This is a genomic window from Polaromonas sp. P1_F2, assembly GCF_056405735.1.
The window spans coordinates 13802-29926 of sequence record NZ_JBFUBN010000002.1 but is presented as its reverse complement, the minus strand read 5'-3'; the positions used below and the strand labels follow the sequence as shown (position 1 = coordinate 29926).

The following is a 16125-nucleotide window of genomic DNA, read 5'->3' as shown; positions in this document are numbered from 1 at the left end:
CCGCCCATGGCCTATGAACAGCAGCTCTCGCAGGACGAGGTAGATGCGCTGCTGCAGGGCGTCACCGGTGACGCCGGCACGGCCAGCCCGAAGCCGCCCGCCCCCGCGGGCCCGCCGACCTACAACCTCGGCACGGACGAGCGCATCGTGCGCGGCCGCATGCACACGCTCGAGGTCATCAACGAGCGTTTCGCGCGCCACCTGCGCGGCGCGCTGCTGACCTTCATGCGGCGCAGCGCCGACATCTCGGTCGGCGCGGTGCAGATCCAGAAATACGGCGACTTCATACGCCACCTGCCGGTGCCGGCCAACATCAACATGATGCACATGAAGCCGCTGCGCGGCACGGCGCTGTTCGTGTTCGACCCCAAGCTGGTGTTCCTGGTCGTCGACAACCTGTTCGGCAGCGACGGCCGCTACCATGTGCGCATCGAGGGCCGCGACTTCACGCAGACAGAGCAGCGCATCATCAAGCGCCTGCTCAACCTCACGCTGGAGAGCTACGGCGGCGCCTGGCAGCCGGTCTACCCGCTCGAGTTCGAATACGTGCGCGCCGAGATGCACGCCAAGCTGGCCAACATCGTCGCGCCCAACGAGGTGGTCATCAACACCACCTTCCAGATCGAGTTCGGCCCCATAGGCGGGGCGCTCAACGTCTGCATCCCCTATTCCATGATCGAGCCGATACGCGACCTGCTGTCGAATCCGCTGCAGGACGAGATCGAGATCGACAAGCGCTGGGTCAAGCAGCTCTCGCAGCAGGTGCAGAGCGCCGAGGTCGAGCTGCGCGCCCACTTCCTGACCCTGCAGTCCAGCATAGGCCAGCTGCTCAGGCTGCAGGCCGGCGACGTGCTGCCCGTCGAGATCCCGGACACCATCATCGGCAAGGTCAACGGCGTGCCCGTCATGGAATGCGGCTACGGCACCTCCAACAACCACTATGCCCTGCGTGTGGAAAAAATGATCCACCACCAGGACAGCGACTCCAGCAAGGGAAAAGACCATGAGTGAAGACAGCAAAGAGCAGCCGGCGGCCGACGCCGACGACTGGGGCAGCGCGCTCGCCGAGCAGGCGCAGTCCAGCGCCGCCGCCGCGCCGCCTCCTCCGCCGCCCCCTGCGCCCCCGCCGCCTTCCACCGCGGCCGGCGAGCGCGTGTTCCAGCCGCTGCAGGGCAACGCCGCCTTCGAGATCGCCCGCGGCGACATAGACCGCGTGCTCGACGTGCCGGTGCAGCTGACCACCGAACTCGGCCGCACCCGCATCACCATCAAGAGCCTGCTGCAGCTGTCCCAGGGTTCGGTCGTCGAGCTCGACGGCCTGGCCGGCCAGCCCATGGACGTCTTCATCAACGGCTATTTGATCGCGCAGGGTGAAGTGGTCGTCGTCAACGACAAGTTCGGCATACGCCTGACCGACATCATCACGCCGTCCGAACGCATGCAGAAGCTGAACCGATGAAGCCTGTGTTCCGTACCGTGGTTCGCGGGCTCGCCGCCCTGCTGCTGGCCGGCCTCTGCCTGTCGGCCGGCGCGGTGCTGCCCACCGTGCCCGCGGCCGCCGCCGAGCCCGTGCGCGCCTCTTTCGGCGCCGCCGGCCTGCTGCAGGCCGGACTGGGCCTGGCCTTTGTGGTCGCGATGATTTTTGGCTGCGCCTGGCTGGCGCGGCGCTTCGGCCTGCAGGCCGGCGGCAGCGGCCGTCTGCTCAAGGTCGTCTCCAGCGCCATGGTCGGCCAGCGCGAACGTGTGGTCGTCGTCGAAGTCGGCGGCCAGTGGCTGGTGCTGGGCGTGGCGGCCGGCCAGGTGCGCGCGCTGCACACCATGCCCGCGCAAAGCCTGCCCGGCAACCTCCCCGACAGCGACGCGGTGCCCGCGCCCCAGCGCTTCACCGGCCCCGGCAGCGCTTTCTCGAACCGACTCCTCGAATCGCTGAACAAGCTCAAGAAACGCGACTGAGATGAAGAACAAGCTTGCCGGCCTGCGCGCCGGCGCGGCCCTGCTGCTGCCTGCGTTCATCGTGATCGCGCTCATGCTGCTGCCCGAGGCCGCATCCGCCCAGGGCCTGCCCGGCATCACCAGCACCAAAGGCCCGGGCGGCAGCCAGACCTGGTCGCTCAGCGTGCAAACCCTGGTGCTGCTGACCTCGCTGTCTTTTTTGCCGGCGCTGCTGCTGTCCATGACCAGCTTCACGCGCATCCTGATCGTGCTGGGCCTGCTGCGCACCGCCATCGGCACGCAGTCCTCGCCGCCCAACCAGGTGCTGGTCGGTCTCTCGCTGTTTTTGACGTTTTTTGTGATGTCACCGGTTTTCGACAAAGTGCACGCCAGCGCCTACAAACCTTTTTCCGAGAACAAGATCAGCGTCGAGCAGGCCCTGGAGCGCGGCGTCGAACCCTTCAAGCAGTTCATGCTCAAGCAGACCCGCGAAGCCGACCTGGCCCTGTTCGCCCGGCTCGCCAATATCGAGAAGCTCGACGGCCCCGAAGATGTCAGCCTGCGCATCCTGCTGCCCTCCTTTGTCATCAGCGAACTCAAGACCGCCTTCCAGATCGGCTTCACCATCTTCATCCCCTTCCTCATCGTCGACCTGGTGGTTGCCAGTGTGTTGATGTCCATGGGCATGATGATGGTGCCCCCGGCCACCATCTCGCTGCCCTTCAAGCTCATGCTGTTTGTGCTGGTCGACGGCTGGCAGCTGCTGATAGGCGCGCTGGCGCAGAGCTTTTATCTCTAGCGCACACCAAGGACATACATGACTCCCGAATCCGTCATGGCGCTGGGCTATGAAGCCATGAAACTCTCATTGCTGCTGGGCGCGCCGCTGCTGCTGGTGGCCTTGGTCACCGGCCTGCTGATCAGCCTGTTCCAGGCCGCGACGCAGATCAACGAGATGACGCTGTCCTTTATCCCCAAGCTGCTGGCCGTGTTCGCCACGCTGGTGATTGCCGGGCCCTGGATGCTGGGCACCGTGCTCGACTACATGCGCAACCTGTTCTCGTCGATTCCGCAGATCGTCGGCTGACACGGCGCGACACAGTTCGACCCAGGCCCATGCAGCCGGTTTTTTCGGTCACCTCCGGCCAGCTCAACCTCTGGCTGGTGTTTTTCCTGTGGCCTTTTGTGCGCATGCTGGCCCTCATCAGCACCGCACCCATCTTCAGCGAAGCCGCCGTGCCGCGCAGGACCAAAGTCGGCCTGGCCGCGCTGCTGGCCATTGTGGTCGCGCCCACGCTGGGCGCGCCGCCCGCCGTGCCCCTGGTCTCCGCCGCCGGCTTCTGGATCCTGGTCCAGCAAATCCTGATTGGCGCGGCCATGGGTTTCTCGATGCGCCTGGTCTTCGCGGCCGTGCAAGCCGCCGGTGAATACGCCGGCCTGCAGATGGGCCTCTCATTCGCGTCCTTCTTCGACCCCACCAGCGGCGGCAACACCATGGTCATTGCCCGTCTGCTCAACGTCATGGCCATGCTGATTTTTCTCGCCGTCGACGGCCATTTAATGCTGGTCATGGTGCTGGCTGAAAGCTTCCAGGCCTTGCCGATTTCCGACGCACCGCTGGCGGCAGGCGGCTGGTTCCTGCTGGCCAACGCCGGCGGCGAGATCTTTGCCGGCGGCCTGATGCTGGCCCTGCCCCTGATCGCCACCCTGCTCACGCTCAACCTGGCGATGGGCATCCTGAACCGCGTGTCACCGCAGTTCAGCATTTTTGCGGTCGGTTTTCCGATCACGCTGCTGGCCGGCATCGCCATGCTGCAGCTGCTGATGCAATACCTCGGGCCCTTCCTGGAACCGCGTTTTGCTGCGGCCTTCGCGGGAACGATGGGGGTTTTGCAGGGTTTGCGGCAGTAGTGTTCATGAGCATAGACCTGGCTTAAACGCAAGCCGTTTTCGATAATTCGAACAAACAATGACTGCGTGCGGACAATCCGCGCCGCCCTTCCTCGCGCGCTCGCATACCGTTCAGCGTCGCCAAACAAAGCCCGGCTGCTCACACATGTCGGACTGCCATTGGCGCTGCAAGCGACAACATGTCCTCCTCTTCATAGGAGAAGGGAATTTTTTCGAGGATAGGGAAGCGATGAAAACCAGCACCAAGGCCAGGTACCCGTCCTGCAACTGTCGAATCTAAATTCCAACAAGGGAAAAGTACTGATGAAAAGCTATTTTTTTTTGGCGGCGATTTTCTCGCTGGCGTGCCCCGCCAATGCGCAGGGTGACTACCGGGCAAGCAACGAGTCGAAGTTGCAGGCTGCGAAGCAGCATATCCAGGGTATTTTGGACGAGGATGCCCGGCCCAAGCGGGGTTTCTATGGCCGAGAAGTGAAGTCTCCGATGTGGAAAGACCAAGCTTATCTAGACTGTGCAAGTCAAATGATTGTGCGTGCCATCGAGCCCAAAGATCCTTATTTTGAAGACGAGCAAGAACTCGTGGTGATTGTGCCGGTGCGGGCGGAACTACTGCTAGTTAAGGCAAGCCAAGAGGGGGGACCAGAAGTCAAAGTAGTTGGTACTCCATCGATGTGTGCATTTGAGTACGAACGCTGGTCCTTTGAGCGAAAACGCTTTGAAAAAGTCGAGGGTTTTCGTAGCCGCGTCCACTATGACGAATTCCCTCGCTGGGGGGAGAGCGTGATCAACAACCAGATTGACCGTTGGGTGGCAATAGACCTCGACAAGCGATATGTGAAATTTCTAACCCGAGTGAGCGTGGTCAGGGAACTGCCGTACCAGCTGGGACCGCAGTTTCCGGTGCACTTCCGTTCTGGTCACACCTTGCGATTGTTAAGGGTTTCCAACCTCAATAAAGCAATCCATCTTGCAAAAGAAAAATCCGACCGAAATTCAGATGCCGTGGGTGCCGAACTGGAAGCTGACCTAACAAGAATGAAGCGGCAGGTGACCAACGACAGTTGGGCCTTTGATCATCTGACTGATTCATTAAAGAAACTGGAAAACATCAGCCCCTTCGAGGAGATTCAAAAATAAGTCTGCATTCTGTATAGCAGCTAGACCTCTACCGGCTATACGGCCAACTAGCACTAGGCAATCGCGCTTGCCGGGCCAACTGCCCGGCCACGTGTTTATTTACAAGGTGACAGATGCCCCTGTTCATGAATCCACGGACGTGAAAGAATCAAGCGACCATGCCGACGCTCTCACATAGTCTCAACCAGTCACTCAGGCCACTGTCTTCCTTGGGCCTGGCCTTGCTGCTAACGCCAGGCTTCGTGACAATTGCATCCCTATGCCTTCTTCTTCAGCTGGATCTCAGGGCGGCGCTGGCACGATTTCCCAGCTTCGGCATCTCGCTTGAGATGATGGCTTCGGCCTTGCTGGCCTTAGCGATAGGTATGGCGGTCTCGCTGGTCATCACCGCACTGAGCGGGAAAAGGCCAACGCTGGCCGACATGATCGCCATTGGGCTCTCTCAAGCGTTCGCTTTTTTCCTGGCGATTGCGGCCTTGCTTCACAACCCCCAAGAGGAATTTTGCAAAGCCGCCCCCGTGGGCTCAGCACTTGCGAAGGCTTTTGAACTTGAAAGCTGCAGCCTGACCACGGGTTTCTGGATGCAGGCCGGTGTCGGCGGTCTGGTGGCGGTGGCTCTTTTTGTGCTGGTTCTGCGAATAGGCCGTGCGGCTATCCAGGCCGTTTCCAATTGACATGGAAGAGCACCATGCGTGAAACTTCCCTGGGCAAAGCCGGGCGGCAAGGGATGACGCCCCATTGGGCTTAAAAAAGTGCGATAACTTTTCGGGATGGCGTGAAGGCCAAAAAGAGGGGGCAGCATGAAACTTGAAGTTCTTCGAAGCCGGATTTCCTCCGTCAACATTGCCCTTGTACTCCTCATTTTTTCGCATACCGCAACATCAGTCGCGAAGCCCAACGAGAAGGCCGCGGGCAGTCCGGCGGCTGAGGCCCCTGCCAAGCTCGTTTGCATCTTCTCCGAAGCCGCCCAACAAAAAGCGCGAAAGCTTGTGGAGCGCACCGACGCGTTCAAAACCGTTCAACGCGAGGCAAAACAGGCGACGCCGGTCGGTCGCGTCGTCAACCTGGACGGCATCGATCAACCGGAGCTATGGAAAGGCAGATGCCACCAAAGCGTGACGGTCTATGTCGACAGGCTGAACCGTTTTGAACGCCGATTCACTATGTTGGTAGACCTGGGAACAGGCAAGCTGTTTCTGGAAGATATCAATGGCGAGTACCAGGCACTGAAGAAGTCCGCGCCTGGCCGGGCCAAACCGGCCGCCCACACTACACCTACAGGTAGTTAAACAACGCGATCTGCTGGATCCGCACAAAGGTCTGCTGGCTGGCCTGTAGCGCCGTCTGGCGCTGGTAGAACTCGGCGATCGCGCTGGCGTAGTCCAGGTCCTGCAGGTCTGAGAGGTAGCTTTTGTCGTAAAGGGCGCGGCTGTCGCCGGTGTCGCCCAGGGCGTCGAGCTCCTGCAGGCGGGTGCCGACCGAGGCGCGCACCGTGATCACGTTGTCGTGGGCGTTGGTGATTTTGCGGTTGGCGGTGCTCAGGGCGTTGAGCAGTTTGGACTGGGCGCCTGGGCCGGCGCCGTCGACCGGAGAGCGCAGCGCCGTGATCGCGGCGCTGATGGTGGCGAAGACGTCGGTGCCGGCGTTTTTGGCGGTGGAGGCATGGAAGCTGTCGCCCGCCGCGGGGGCGCCGGTGATGCTGAGCTGCAGGCCGCCGAACTGGATGGGGCTGCCCGCGGTGAAAGCGGTGGAGGGCACGATAGACACCGGCGGCACGGTGTTGGTGTCGACCTGGTAGGTGGTCGGCGTGGTGAAGGTGATGACGAAGTCCTTGCCGTAATTGGCGTCGGCAATGTCGACCACCGAGGTCGCGCCGAACACGCCGCTGCCGGTGTTGCCGGCCTGCGCGACGCTGACATATCCTGCCCCGCCCTGCACGCTCTGGAAAATGCTGCGGCCGTCGTCGCTGCCGGCCATCTGGCGCGACACGTCGACCTGCATCAGGCGCTGGCCCTGGTCGCCGGCATAAAGAATGCTGCCGTCGGGCTGCTTCACAAAGGGCGGGCTGCCGCTCTTGAAGCCGGCGAACAGGAACTGGCCGTTGCCGTCGTCGGTGTTGGCCAGGCCCTGCAATTGGTCAAACGCGCTTTGCAGCGTGGTGGCGAGCGTGCCGCGGTCGGCGTCGGTCATGGTGCCGTTGCCGGCCTCGACCAGCAGGCTTTTGATGTTCTGCAGCACGGTGGTCACGCTTTGCAGGGAATTCTCTTCCAGCGAGAGCATCTGCTCGGCCTGCTTGCGGCTGGTGGCGTATTGCGAATTCAGCGCGATGGACTGCGAGACCGCCAGCGCGCGCGTGGCGCCCAGCGGGTCGTCCGAGGGCGCGAGGATTTTGGTCATGGCGCCGATCTGCTGCTGCACGCGCAGCAGGCTGCTTTGCTGCGAGCCCATGGCGGTCTGGCTTTGTTCGTAGAAAGACTGGGTGCTGATACGCATCATGAACTCCTGGTGGCGCTTGTAGTGCCTGTGGCTGCTGTGCTGCTGTGCTTGTGTCTGGGTAAGTGAGCGCTTAGTGGCTGATGCCCAGCACTGCGTCAAACATGGTCGAAGCCGTCTGTATGACCTTGGCATTGGCCTGGTACATCTGCTGGAACATCAGCAGGTTGGCGGTTTCCTCGTCCTGGTTGACGCCCGAGACCGACTGCTGGGCGCCGCGGATCTGCGTGGCCAGGCTGGTCTGCGCGGTGCCGGCGATCTGGATCTGCCTGGCCTTGTTGCCGACGCTGCTGACCAGCTGGGCATAGGAATCGTTGAAGCTGGCCGTGCCGTTGCCCATGGTCTTTTTGTTCTGCAGCGCACCCAGCAACAGGGCATTGCCGCCGTCGGAGATGCCGCCGGTGTTCTTGTCCACGGTGAAGCTGTCGCCGTTGGAAGGCGTGCCGCTGATGGTCAGGCTGATGCCGTTGAAGCTGATGGTCGCACCGGGCGTGTAGTTGACGGAGGCGCCGGGCACATAAGGGCTCGCCGGGTCGGGTGTGCCGTCGGCGCGCGTCACGGTGACGGCCGCGCCCGCCGGGAAACCCGACAGCTGGTTGATGGTGCCGTCGTAAGTGAGCGTCACCTTCGCGGCCAGCGGCGTGCCGGGGTAGGCCGCGTCGACCTTGCCGGCGCTGATCTTTCCGCTGCCCTGGTTGGCCGCCGTGTTGCCGGTCACGATGGGCGAGGCCGCCGCGATTTTGGCCGGGTCGGTCACCAGCACGTTGAGGTCGCGCGCGCCGCTGCGGGTCGGCTGGATCAGGAAGGAGTCGCCGGGCGCGCCGGCGCCGCTGCCCAGCGTGAGCGTGACACCGTCAAAGGTCGTGGTGTTCGCGGGTGCCGCGCCCGGGAAACCCGCGGTCATGGGGATGACCTGGTTGTCCGAGAGGCGGGTCAGCGTGTAGCTGGGGCCGGCGCCCACATCGAGGCGGTAGTCGCTGGTGGTCAGCTGGTTGCTGTCCGAGAACGAAGGCGTCATCACCAGGTTGCCGGTGTTGCGGCTGTTCGCCACCAGGCTGGGGCTGGCCTGCGAGAAGAAGTTGCCGCCCAGCGCGCCGTTCAGGTCGATGCCGAGCTTGTGCTGGGCGTTGAAGGCGTCCGACAGTGCAATCGCCATGCGGCCCAAAGCGTTCTGCGCGGGCGCCAGCGTCTCATTGCGGAACTGCAGCAGCCCGCCCAGCATGCCGGCGCTGCTGAGCATGCTGTCCGGCAGCTCGACGGCGCGGCCGGCCGCGTTCACCGCCGCGACGGCGATGCGGCTGGGGTCGGCGGCGGAGCGCACGGCCTCGAGTTTTGTAGCGCTGTCGCCCAGCACCAGGGTCTGGCCGTTGCCGATGGTGATGTTGTACTGGCCGCCGTCCTGCACCACCAGCTTGGTGCCGACCAGCAGGCCCAGCTGGTTGACCAGCAGGTCGCGCTGGTCCAGCAGGTCGTTGGGGGCCTGCCCGCCCGAGGCGTTGCTGAACATCGCCACCTGCTTGTTGAGGCTGGCGATCTGCTCGGCATAGGTGTTGATCTGCGCCACCGTGCCGGAGATCTGGTCGTTGGTGGTGCTGTTCAGGCCGGTCAGGTACTGGTCCATCGAGCGGAACTGGTTGGCCGTGGCCTGCGCGGAGCTGATCAGCTGCTGGCGCGCGGCGGGGTCGGCCGGCGTGTTGGCGACAGCCTGGATGTTGGTGAACAGCGACTGCAGCTGGGGCGCGAGGCCGGCCTTCTGGTTGGCCAGCAGGTTGTCGATCTGGCTGATCTGCGTGTAGTAGGTCGTCAGCGACTGGTTCAGCGACTGCGCCTGGTTGAGCTGCGAGGACAGGTAGGCGTCGTAGCTGCGCGTCACGTCGGCCACCTTGGCGCCGCTGCCGAAGAAGCCGACGCTGGCACGGTAGGTGCCGCCGGCCGAGGCGATCTGCGCCGACTGCCGGCTGTAGCCCGGCGTATTGACGTTGGCGGTGTTGTGGCCGGTGGTCACCAGCGCGGCCTGGGCGGCGTTGAGGCCGCTGAGCCCGGTGTAGAACATGTTATTGGACATAAATCGGGTCTTTCACGGCGGCGGGTTGCGCCTGGCAATTCCTGGGGAGCGCCTGGGAGTGCCGGCGCTCACTGCATATATATAGAGGGATAACGGCCGGGCCTGGGGAAACTTGAGGGCCATTCCTGATCAAATTCCCTCCTGTTCCCATTCCTTCCCCATTCCCTCTCCCCCTGGGAGAGGGTTAGGGTGAGGGCTCTCCCGGTTTGGATGAATCGGTAGTGTTTGATGCGCCGCCGGCCCTGTCTTGCAGACCGCAGCCCAGGCAGAGCCTGGGCTTCTTCGCACTGTCCAGATGCGCGCAGGCGCATCCGGAGCCGCAGCGCTCAGCCCCCGCCCTCTCCCAGAGGGAGAGGGAGAGGGAGCAAGGCAGAAACATCCGCCTCACGCAGTCAAGGAGCGCTGCCACCGCTTTGCTCTCTCTTCAAACTCGCGCCGGCGATCTTCATCAATCTGTCCGGCTTTGTAGACCGAGTCGCCAATCAGGCCCTTGATCTCCTTGACCGCCGCCGCGCTGCGCTGGGCCAGGTGCTTGACTTCGGCGGCCACCGCGGCAAAACCGCGGCCCTGCTCGCCGGCACGCGCCGCTTCGGCGGCGGCGCTGTGGGCCAGGCTGCGCGTGCGCAGTGCAAGGCCGTCGATCACGCCAATGATGTCGGCGATCTTTTCAGCGGGCAGGGGGTCCGGCTTGGTAGCTGCCACGCCGGGATAACCCAGCGTCAGAGGCAATTTTTCAACAGTCGATACCGGATGGCTGGTGGTCGCGTGCATGCGCACTCCTTGGAAATCAATGGTGTTGTCTGATGCAAGGCCGTGCCCGCGGCACGCCTCGCCCCTGCTTATCGGCCGGCTTCGGCAAAAACTTGAGCACTTGTTCACGCCTGGCCGGAAATTTTTATGCTGTCGCTACGTGGGTGTTCAGAAGGTCTCCCAGCTGCCGCCGGCCGCACCGGCCGCCAGCGGGGGGGCGATGGCCTGGCGGGCCTGGGGCGGCTGCCTCGGTGTTGACGCCGGGCGAACCGGGGTGGCAGCGCGGCGCGGCGCATGCACCTGCCCGTCGCCCTCTTCCAGCTTGAACACGCTGACGGCTTCCGACAGGCCGCTGGCCTGCTCTTGCAGTGAAGAGGCTGCCGCGGCCGCTTCCTCGACCAGCGCCGCGTTCTGCTGCGTGACCTGGTCCATCTGCGTGATCGCCTGGTTGATCTGTTCTATGCCCGAGGTCTGTTCCTGGCTCGCCGCCGTGATCTCGGCCATGATGTCGGTCACACGCTTGACGCTGTCGACAATCTCATCCATGGTCTTGCCGGCTTCGGCGACCTGCTTGCTGCCTTCCTCGACCTTGTCGACCGAATCACCGATGAGGGTCTTGATTTCCTTGGCCGCTGCGGCACTGCGTTGCGCGAGGTTGCGCACCTCGGCAGCCACCACCGCAAAGCCCCTGCCCTGCTCGCCGGCACGCGCGGCTTCCACTGCGGCATTGAGGGCCAGGATATTGGTCTGGAAGGCGATGCCGTCAATCACACCAATGATGTCGACAATCTTTCTGGACGAGGCATTGATCGCACCCATGGTGCCGACCACCTCGGCGACCACGCTGCCGCCCTTGACGGCCACGCTGGACGCGGACACCGCCAATTGATTCGCCTGGCGCGCATTGTCGGCATTCTGCTTGACGGTGCCCGTGAGCTCTTCCATCGAGGCGGCCGTCTCTTCCAGCGAACTGGCTTGCTGCTCGGTGCGAGAGGACAAGTCATGGTTGCCGGCCGCGATCTCGCTGCTGGCCGTGGCGATGGTGCCGCTGGCCTGGCGAATCTGGCTGATGACGCGGGCCAGTTCCTGCTGCATCTTGTGGATGGCATACAGCAGGCTGCGGCTGTCGCCCTTGCGCAGTTCCACCTGCACCGTCAGGTCACCCTCGGCCACGCGGTCGACGATGGTCGCGGCATAGGCGGGCTCGCCGCCGATCTGCAGGCCCAGCATGCGCGCCATGGCCACGCCCAGGCCCACGCTGGCGGCGATGCCGCCCAGCACCAGCACCATCATGGCCAGCCGGGAGCTTTTGTAGGTGGTGGTGACGTTTTCCATGCTGCCCCTGGCCAGCTGGTCGCTGTGTCCCACCAGCTTCTGCATCACTTCCTCCAGCGCGCGGGATTCCTTGACCAGGCTGGCGCTGTCGTCGGCCACGCGGCCGTCGTACTGCGAGGAGTCCATGGACTGCTTGAGCACCAGCGCCACAAACTCGGTCATCTGCTGCTTGAGGTGCGGCATCCTGCTTTCGTACTGCTGGTACAGCGACAGGCCCTTCTCATCGCCTTCGAGCAGGGGCTTGACATCGGCCATGCGCGCCTCAATGCCCTCCAGGGCTGACGCGATATCTTTTTTTCCGGTGTTGCGCTCGCCGATGGACGAGGCGGCCTGCAGCGTCATCTGCGCGCGGCTGGCATAAAGCAGGTGGATGTTGGCTTCCTGCACGCCCTTGAGCACCTGCACCTCGCGGCCGTAAAGGCTCTCGGTGGCGGCGCTGATGCGGCCCATGTGGAAAATGCCCAGCCCACCGATGGCGGCGCCTATGGCCGCCACGATGAGGAAACTGCCGACCAGCTTGGTCATGACACGAAGTTGATGAAACCACTGCATATTTTTATTCCTTGTAGGGTCGCGGATGGCCGCGCCGGATTAACTCAAACTCAAAACTAAAAAGTCTCCCAGTCGTCGCCTGCCATGGCGAGCTCCTCTTTTTTCGGTGCGGGTTTGCGGCCGGACGCGGCGATGGCTCGCCGGGCCGGTGGCGGCTGCCTCAACGGGGCGGCAGGCCGCTGCAGGGCAAAGTCATCCTCGAGCTTGAACACGCTGACGGCTTCCGACAGGCCGCTGGCCTGCTCTTGCAATGACGATGCCGCAGCAGCTGCTTCTTCGACCAGGGCCGCGTTCTGCTGCGTGACCTGGTCCATCTGCGTGATGGCCTGGTTGATCTGCTCTATTCCCGAGGTCTGTTCCTGGCTCGCAGCGGTGATCTCGGCCATGATGTCGGTCACCCTCTTCACGCTGTCGACGATCTCGTCCATGGTCTTGCCGGCTTCTGCAACCTGTTTGCTGCCCTCTTCGACCTTGTCGACCGAGTCGCCGATCAGGGTCTTGATTTCCTTGGCGGCTGCTGCGCTGCGCTGCGCGAGGTTACGCACCTCGGCGGCCACGACCGCAAAGCCCCTGCCCTGCTCACCGGCACGCGCGGCTTCCACCGCGGCATTGAGCGCCAGGATATTGGTCTGGAAAGCAATGCCGTCGATCACGCTGATGATGTCGACGATCTTTTTGGAGGACGCATTGATCGCACCCATGGTGTCGACCACCCCCGCGACCACACCGCCGCCCTTGACGGCAATGCTGGAGGCCGAGGCCGCGAGCTGGTTGGCCTGCCTCGCGTTGTCGGCGTTCTGCTTGACGGTGGAGGTGATCTGCTCCATCGAGGCCGCCGTCTCCTGGAGCGAGCTGGCCTGCTGTTCGGTGCGTGAGGACAGGTCATGGTTGCCGGCCGCGATCTGGCTGCTGGCCGTCGCGATGGTGTCGGTGCCGCTGCGCACATTGCCGACGATGCCGACCAGGTTGTCATTCATGTTCTTGAGGGCCTGCATCAGCTGGCCGGTCTCGTCCTGGCTGCCCACCACGATGCGGCTGGTCAGGTCGCCGGCGGCCACGGTCTCCGCGACCTTGAGGGCGCGGCCCAGCGGCCGGGTGATGCCCAGCGTCAGCCACCAGGACAGCAGGCCGCCCAGCGCCAGGGCGACGGCAGCCATGGCGCCCAGGCTGAGCCGGCTCGAGCGGTAGAGCAGATCGATGGCGCTCACAGTCTTATCGATATTGGCTTTCTGGAAAGACAGCATGGCCTTGATGCTGGCGTCATAGGCTTCCAGCGCCGGCACCAGCTTGTTGTCGACCATTTCCAGTGCTTGATCGGCCTGGCCCTCGGCCTTGAGCTTGAGCGCCGCGGCGCGTATGCCGATGTAGGCACCGCGTTTGGCCAGGCTGTCTTCGTAGAGCTTTTTTTCCTCAGGCGAGTCCAGCATGGCCAGCAGCTTTCCCGAGGTCTCGGTGATCGCCAGGCTGGTTTTGGAAATCGCCTTCTGGAAATATTCCTGGTCGCGCGGGTCGCTGGTCTTGACCAGCGCGAAAGTGCGCACGCTGTTGGTGCTGGTCGCCACCAGCCAGTCGGCCGCCAGCCGCTCCTTGACCAGCGCGCGGCCGGCCATGTCGCTGGTGGCATGGCCCACGCCCTGCAGCCGCCAGATGCCCAGCGCCGCGATGGCGGTGAGGAACAGCAGCACGAGGGCGAAGCCCAGGCCTAAACGTGTTCCGATCTTGAAATTGCGGATGATCATGGATGTCTCTGTGTGGGGGGCTTGTTGTTTAGGGGGCTGCGTGTGCTTGCCGCCGGTGTCAGGTGTTCATCTGCCGCATGATGCGCACCAGTTTTCCGCCGTACTCGGGATCGGTCGCATACCCGGCGCGCTGCAGGCCGTGGGCGGCCTCGGCCGGGTCGCGCGTGGCAACCACACCGGCATAGCGCGGGTTGTTTGAAAGGAATTTCGCGTAGTCGGCGAAGGCTTCGTCATAAGAGCCATAGGCGCGGAAAGCGGCGCGCGTCTTTTGCGGCGCGCCGTTGACAAATTCGGTGGTGGCGCTTTCGGCCACAGGGCCCTTCCAGCTGCGGTCGGCCTTGATGCCGAAGACGTTGAAGCTGCTGCTGCCGTCTTCCATGCGGATCTCGCGCTTGCCCCAGCCGGACTCCAGCGCCGCCTGCGCCATGATCAACTGCGCGGGAACGCCGCTGGCTTCGCTGGCGCGCTGCGCGGCCGGAAGCAGGCGCGAGACAAAGGCCTCGACATGCGCCTGCGGCAGCGCGCTGCGGCTCAGCGTCGCCTGCGCGGTGGCCTCTTCATACACCGAAAGATCCACACGGCCGGCGGCGGGCGCATAGGCCTGGGGCGTGGCGCGTGATTTGGGTGCCACCGCGCCGGCCTCACCGGGGAGCATAGGCTGCATGGGCAGGCCGCCGGCTTGCGACGGCGCCGCCTGCCCACCCGTCATCCGGCTCAGTTGCGCATACATCGCATCGGCCAGGCCCAGGCCGCGGCCCGAGAGATTTTGCGCAAGCTGCTGGTCCAGCATGGAGGTGTACATTTTTTCGGACTGGCTGCTGAACAGGCCGTCCGAGGGCGTGGCCTCGCGCATGCTTTTGAGCACCATGTTCATGAACATGACCTCGAACTGCTTGGAGGCCTGCTTCATGCCCTCCTGCGGGGAGGCGCGCGCCGTGCGCCGCAACTCGTCGACGCCCTGCACGTCCAGCGACAGGCGCTGGTCGAGCACGCCGGTGGCCGGCAGGTTCATGCCGTTGAGGTTGGCGATGCTGGTGCCACTCATCAGATGATTTCAAGTTCGGCGCGCAACGCGCCCACGGCCTTCATGGCCTGCAGGATGGACACCAGGTCCTGCGGGTTCGCGCCCAGGGCGTTGAGGCCCTTGATCACGTCGGCCAGCGAAGCGCCGCCCTTGACGACCTGCAGCGCGCCGCCGCCCTGGCTCAGTTCGATCTGCGAGCGCTGGGTGGCCACGGTGTTGCCGCCCGAGAAGGGGCCGGGCTGGCTGATCACCGGTTCGGTGTTGATCACCACCGACAGGCTGCCGTGCGCCACCGCGCAGTCGTTGATGCGCACCGTCTGGTTCATCACCACCGAGCCGGTGCGCGCATTGATCACCACCTTTGCCACGGCCTGCGAGGGATTCACGTCAAGGTCCTCGATGCGGGCCAGGAAACCGACGCGCTCCTCGGGCCGGGCCGGCGCGCTGACCTGGATCACGCGAGCGTCCAGCGCCTGCGCCGTGCCGGGACCGAAGCTGCGGTTGATCGCGTCCACGGCTTTCTGCGCGGTGCCGAAATCGGTCTTGTTGAGTTCGATCATCAGCGTGCCGTCGCCGCCCAGCGGGGACTCCACCGCGCGCTCGACAATCGCACCGGCCGGGATGCGGCCCGAGCTCAGCTGGTTGACCTTGACCTGGCTGCCGCTGGCCGAGGCGCCCGCGCCGCCGACCACCATATTGCCCTGGGCCAGCGCATAGACCTGGCCGTCCGCGCCCTTGAGCGGCGTCATCAGCAGGGTGCCGCCGCGCAGGCTCTTGGCATTGCCCAGCGAGGACACGGTGATGTCGATGGCCTGGCCGGGCCGCGCAAACGGTGGCAGCACGGCGGTCACCATCACGGCGGCCACGTTCTTGAGCTGCATATTGGTGCCGGGCGGCACCGTCACGCCGAGCTGGCCCAGCATGTTGTTCAGGCTCTGCGTGGTGAAAGGCGTCTGCATGGTCTGGTCGCCGCTGCCGTCCAGGCCCACCATCAGGCCGTAACCAATCAAAGGGTTGTCGCGCACGCCCTGGATGCTGGCGAGATCCTTGATGCGTTCGGCCTGCGCGGGGAGCGAGGCCAGGGCGGCCAGGGCCGGCAGCAGCAGGCACAGCTTCAGTGCCAGGCTTCCCAGGGAAAGAAATTTTGGTGTGGCGTGCGTCATGGTCGGAACAGGGTCGGAACGGGG

General features: G+C 64.1%; 15 protein-coding genes and 1 pseudogene. 9 read left to right on the top strand and 7 right to left on the bottom strand.

Annotation, left to right across the window (positions count from 1 at the left end; all coding sequences use genetic code 11):
• The first annotated feature begins 6 nt into the window (after positions 1–6).
• From fliM to AC1D0O_RS04045, 9 genes are all read left to right on the top strand, one after another.
• Positions 7–1011: a flagellar motor switch protein FliM gene (gene fliM / locus AC1D0O_RS04085; RefSeq protein WP_477652276.1), complete on the top strand. Its 1005-nt coding sequence runs from the start codon at positions 7–9 to the stop codon at positions 1009–1011.
• Positions 1004–1459: a flagellar motor switch protein FliN gene (gene fliN / locus AC1D0O_RS04080; RefSeq protein WP_477652275.1), complete on the top strand. Its 456-nt coding sequence runs from the start codon at positions 1004–1006 to the stop codon at positions 1457–1459. Before fliM ends, fliN begins: the two co-directional genes overlap by 8 nt.
• Complete coding sequence (gene fliO / locus AC1D0O_RS04075; RefSeq protein WP_477652274.1) at positions 1456–1953, top strand: flagellar biosynthetic protein FliO; 498 nt, start codon at positions 1456–1458, stop codon at positions 1951–1953. Before fliN ends, fliO begins: the two co-directional genes overlap by 4 nt.
• Positions 1954–2026: 73 nt before the next feature.
• Complete coding sequence (fliP, locus tag AC1D0O_RS04070; RefSeq protein ID WP_477652799.1) at positions 2027–2731, top strand: flagellar type III secretion system pore protein FliP; 705 nt, start codon at positions 2027–2029, stop codon at positions 2729–2731.
• A gap of 18 nt (positions 2732–2749) precedes the next feature.
• A complete protein-coding gene (gene fliQ, locus AC1D0O_RS04065; RefSeq protein ID WP_477652273.1) occupies positions 2750–3019 on the top strand; it encodes a flagellar biosynthesis protein FliQ in 270 nt (89 codons plus the stop codon).
• 29 nt (positions 3020–3048) lie between these two features.
• Entirely contained in the window at positions 3049–3843 is a 795-nt protein-coding gene (gene fliR / locus AC1D0O_RS04060) for a flagellar biosynthetic protein FliR (protein WP_477652272.1), read from the top strand.
• 303 nt (positions 3844–4146) lie between these two features.
• Positions 4147–4980: a hypothetical protein gene (locus tag AC1D0O_RS04055; RefSeq protein WP_477652271.1), complete on the top strand. Its 834-nt coding sequence runs from the start codon at positions 4147–4149 to the stop codon at positions 4978–4980.
• A gap of 158 nt (positions 4981–5138) precedes the next feature.
• Positions 5139–5654: a hypothetical protein gene (locus tag AC1D0O_RS04050; protein ID WP_477652270.1), complete on the top strand. Its 516-nt coding sequence runs from the start codon at positions 5139–5141 to the stop codon at positions 5652–5654.
• Positions 5655–5780: 126 nt separating this feature from the next.
• Complete coding sequence (locus AC1D0O_RS04045) at positions 5781–6269, top strand: hypothetical protein (protein WP_477652269.1); 489 nt, start codon at positions 5781–5783, stop codon at positions 6267–6269.
• On the opposite strand, the gene flgL is transcribed toward AC1D0O_RS04045, so the two are convergent.
• From flgL to AC1D0O_RS04010, 7 genes and pseudogenes are all read right to left on the bottom strand, one after another.
• A complete protein-coding gene (gene flgL, locus AC1D0O_RS04040) occupies positions 6256–7473 on the bottom strand; it encodes a flagellar hook-associated protein FlgL (RefSeq protein ID WP_477652268.1) in 1218 nt (405 codons plus the stop codon). The two genes, AC1D0O_RS04045 and flgL, sit on opposite strands and share 14 nt — an antisense overlap.
• A 73-nt stretch (positions 7474–7546) precedes the next feature.
• Positions 7547–9538, bottom strand: a complete 1992-nt coding sequence (gene flgK / locus AC1D0O_RS04035) for a flagellar hook-associated protein FlgK (RefSeq protein WP_477652267.1) — start codon at positions 9536–9538, stop codon at positions 7547–7549.
• Between the two features lie 462 nt (positions 9539–10000).
• Positions 10001–10210 (bottom strand): annotated as a pseudogene (locus AC1D0O_RS04030) (methyl-accepting chemotaxis protein); the annotation flags it as partial.
• 246 nt (positions 10211–10456) lie between these two features.
• The gene (locus tag AC1D0O_RS04025) at positions 10457–12175 is read right to left on the bottom strand and encodes a methyl-accepting chemotaxis protein (RefSeq protein WP_477652266.1); all 1719 of its coding nucleotides are present in this window, start codon (positions 12173–12175) and stop codon (positions 10457–10459) included.
• Positions 12176–12231: 56 nt separating this feature from the next.
• The gene (locus AC1D0O_RS04020; protein ID WP_477652265.1) at positions 12232–13914 is read right to left on the bottom strand and encodes a methyl-accepting chemotaxis protein; all 1683 of its coding nucleotides are present in this window, start codon (positions 13912–13914) and stop codon (positions 12232–12234) included.
• 58 nt (positions 13915–13972) lie between these two features.
• The gene (gene flgJ, locus AC1D0O_RS04015) at positions 13973–14959 is read right to left on the bottom strand and encodes a flagellar assembly peptidoglycan hydrolase FlgJ (protein WP_477652264.1); all 987 of its coding nucleotides are present in this window, start codon (positions 14957–14959) and stop codon (positions 13973–13975) included.
• Entirely contained in the window at positions 14959–16101 is a 1143-nt protein-coding gene (locus AC1D0O_RS04010; RefSeq protein WP_477652263.1) for a flagellar basal body P-ring protein FlgI, read from the bottom strand. The genes flgJ and AC1D0O_RS04010 overlap by 1 nt, the downstream gene beginning before the upstream one ends.
• Positions 16102–16125: the final 24 nt, after the last annotated feature.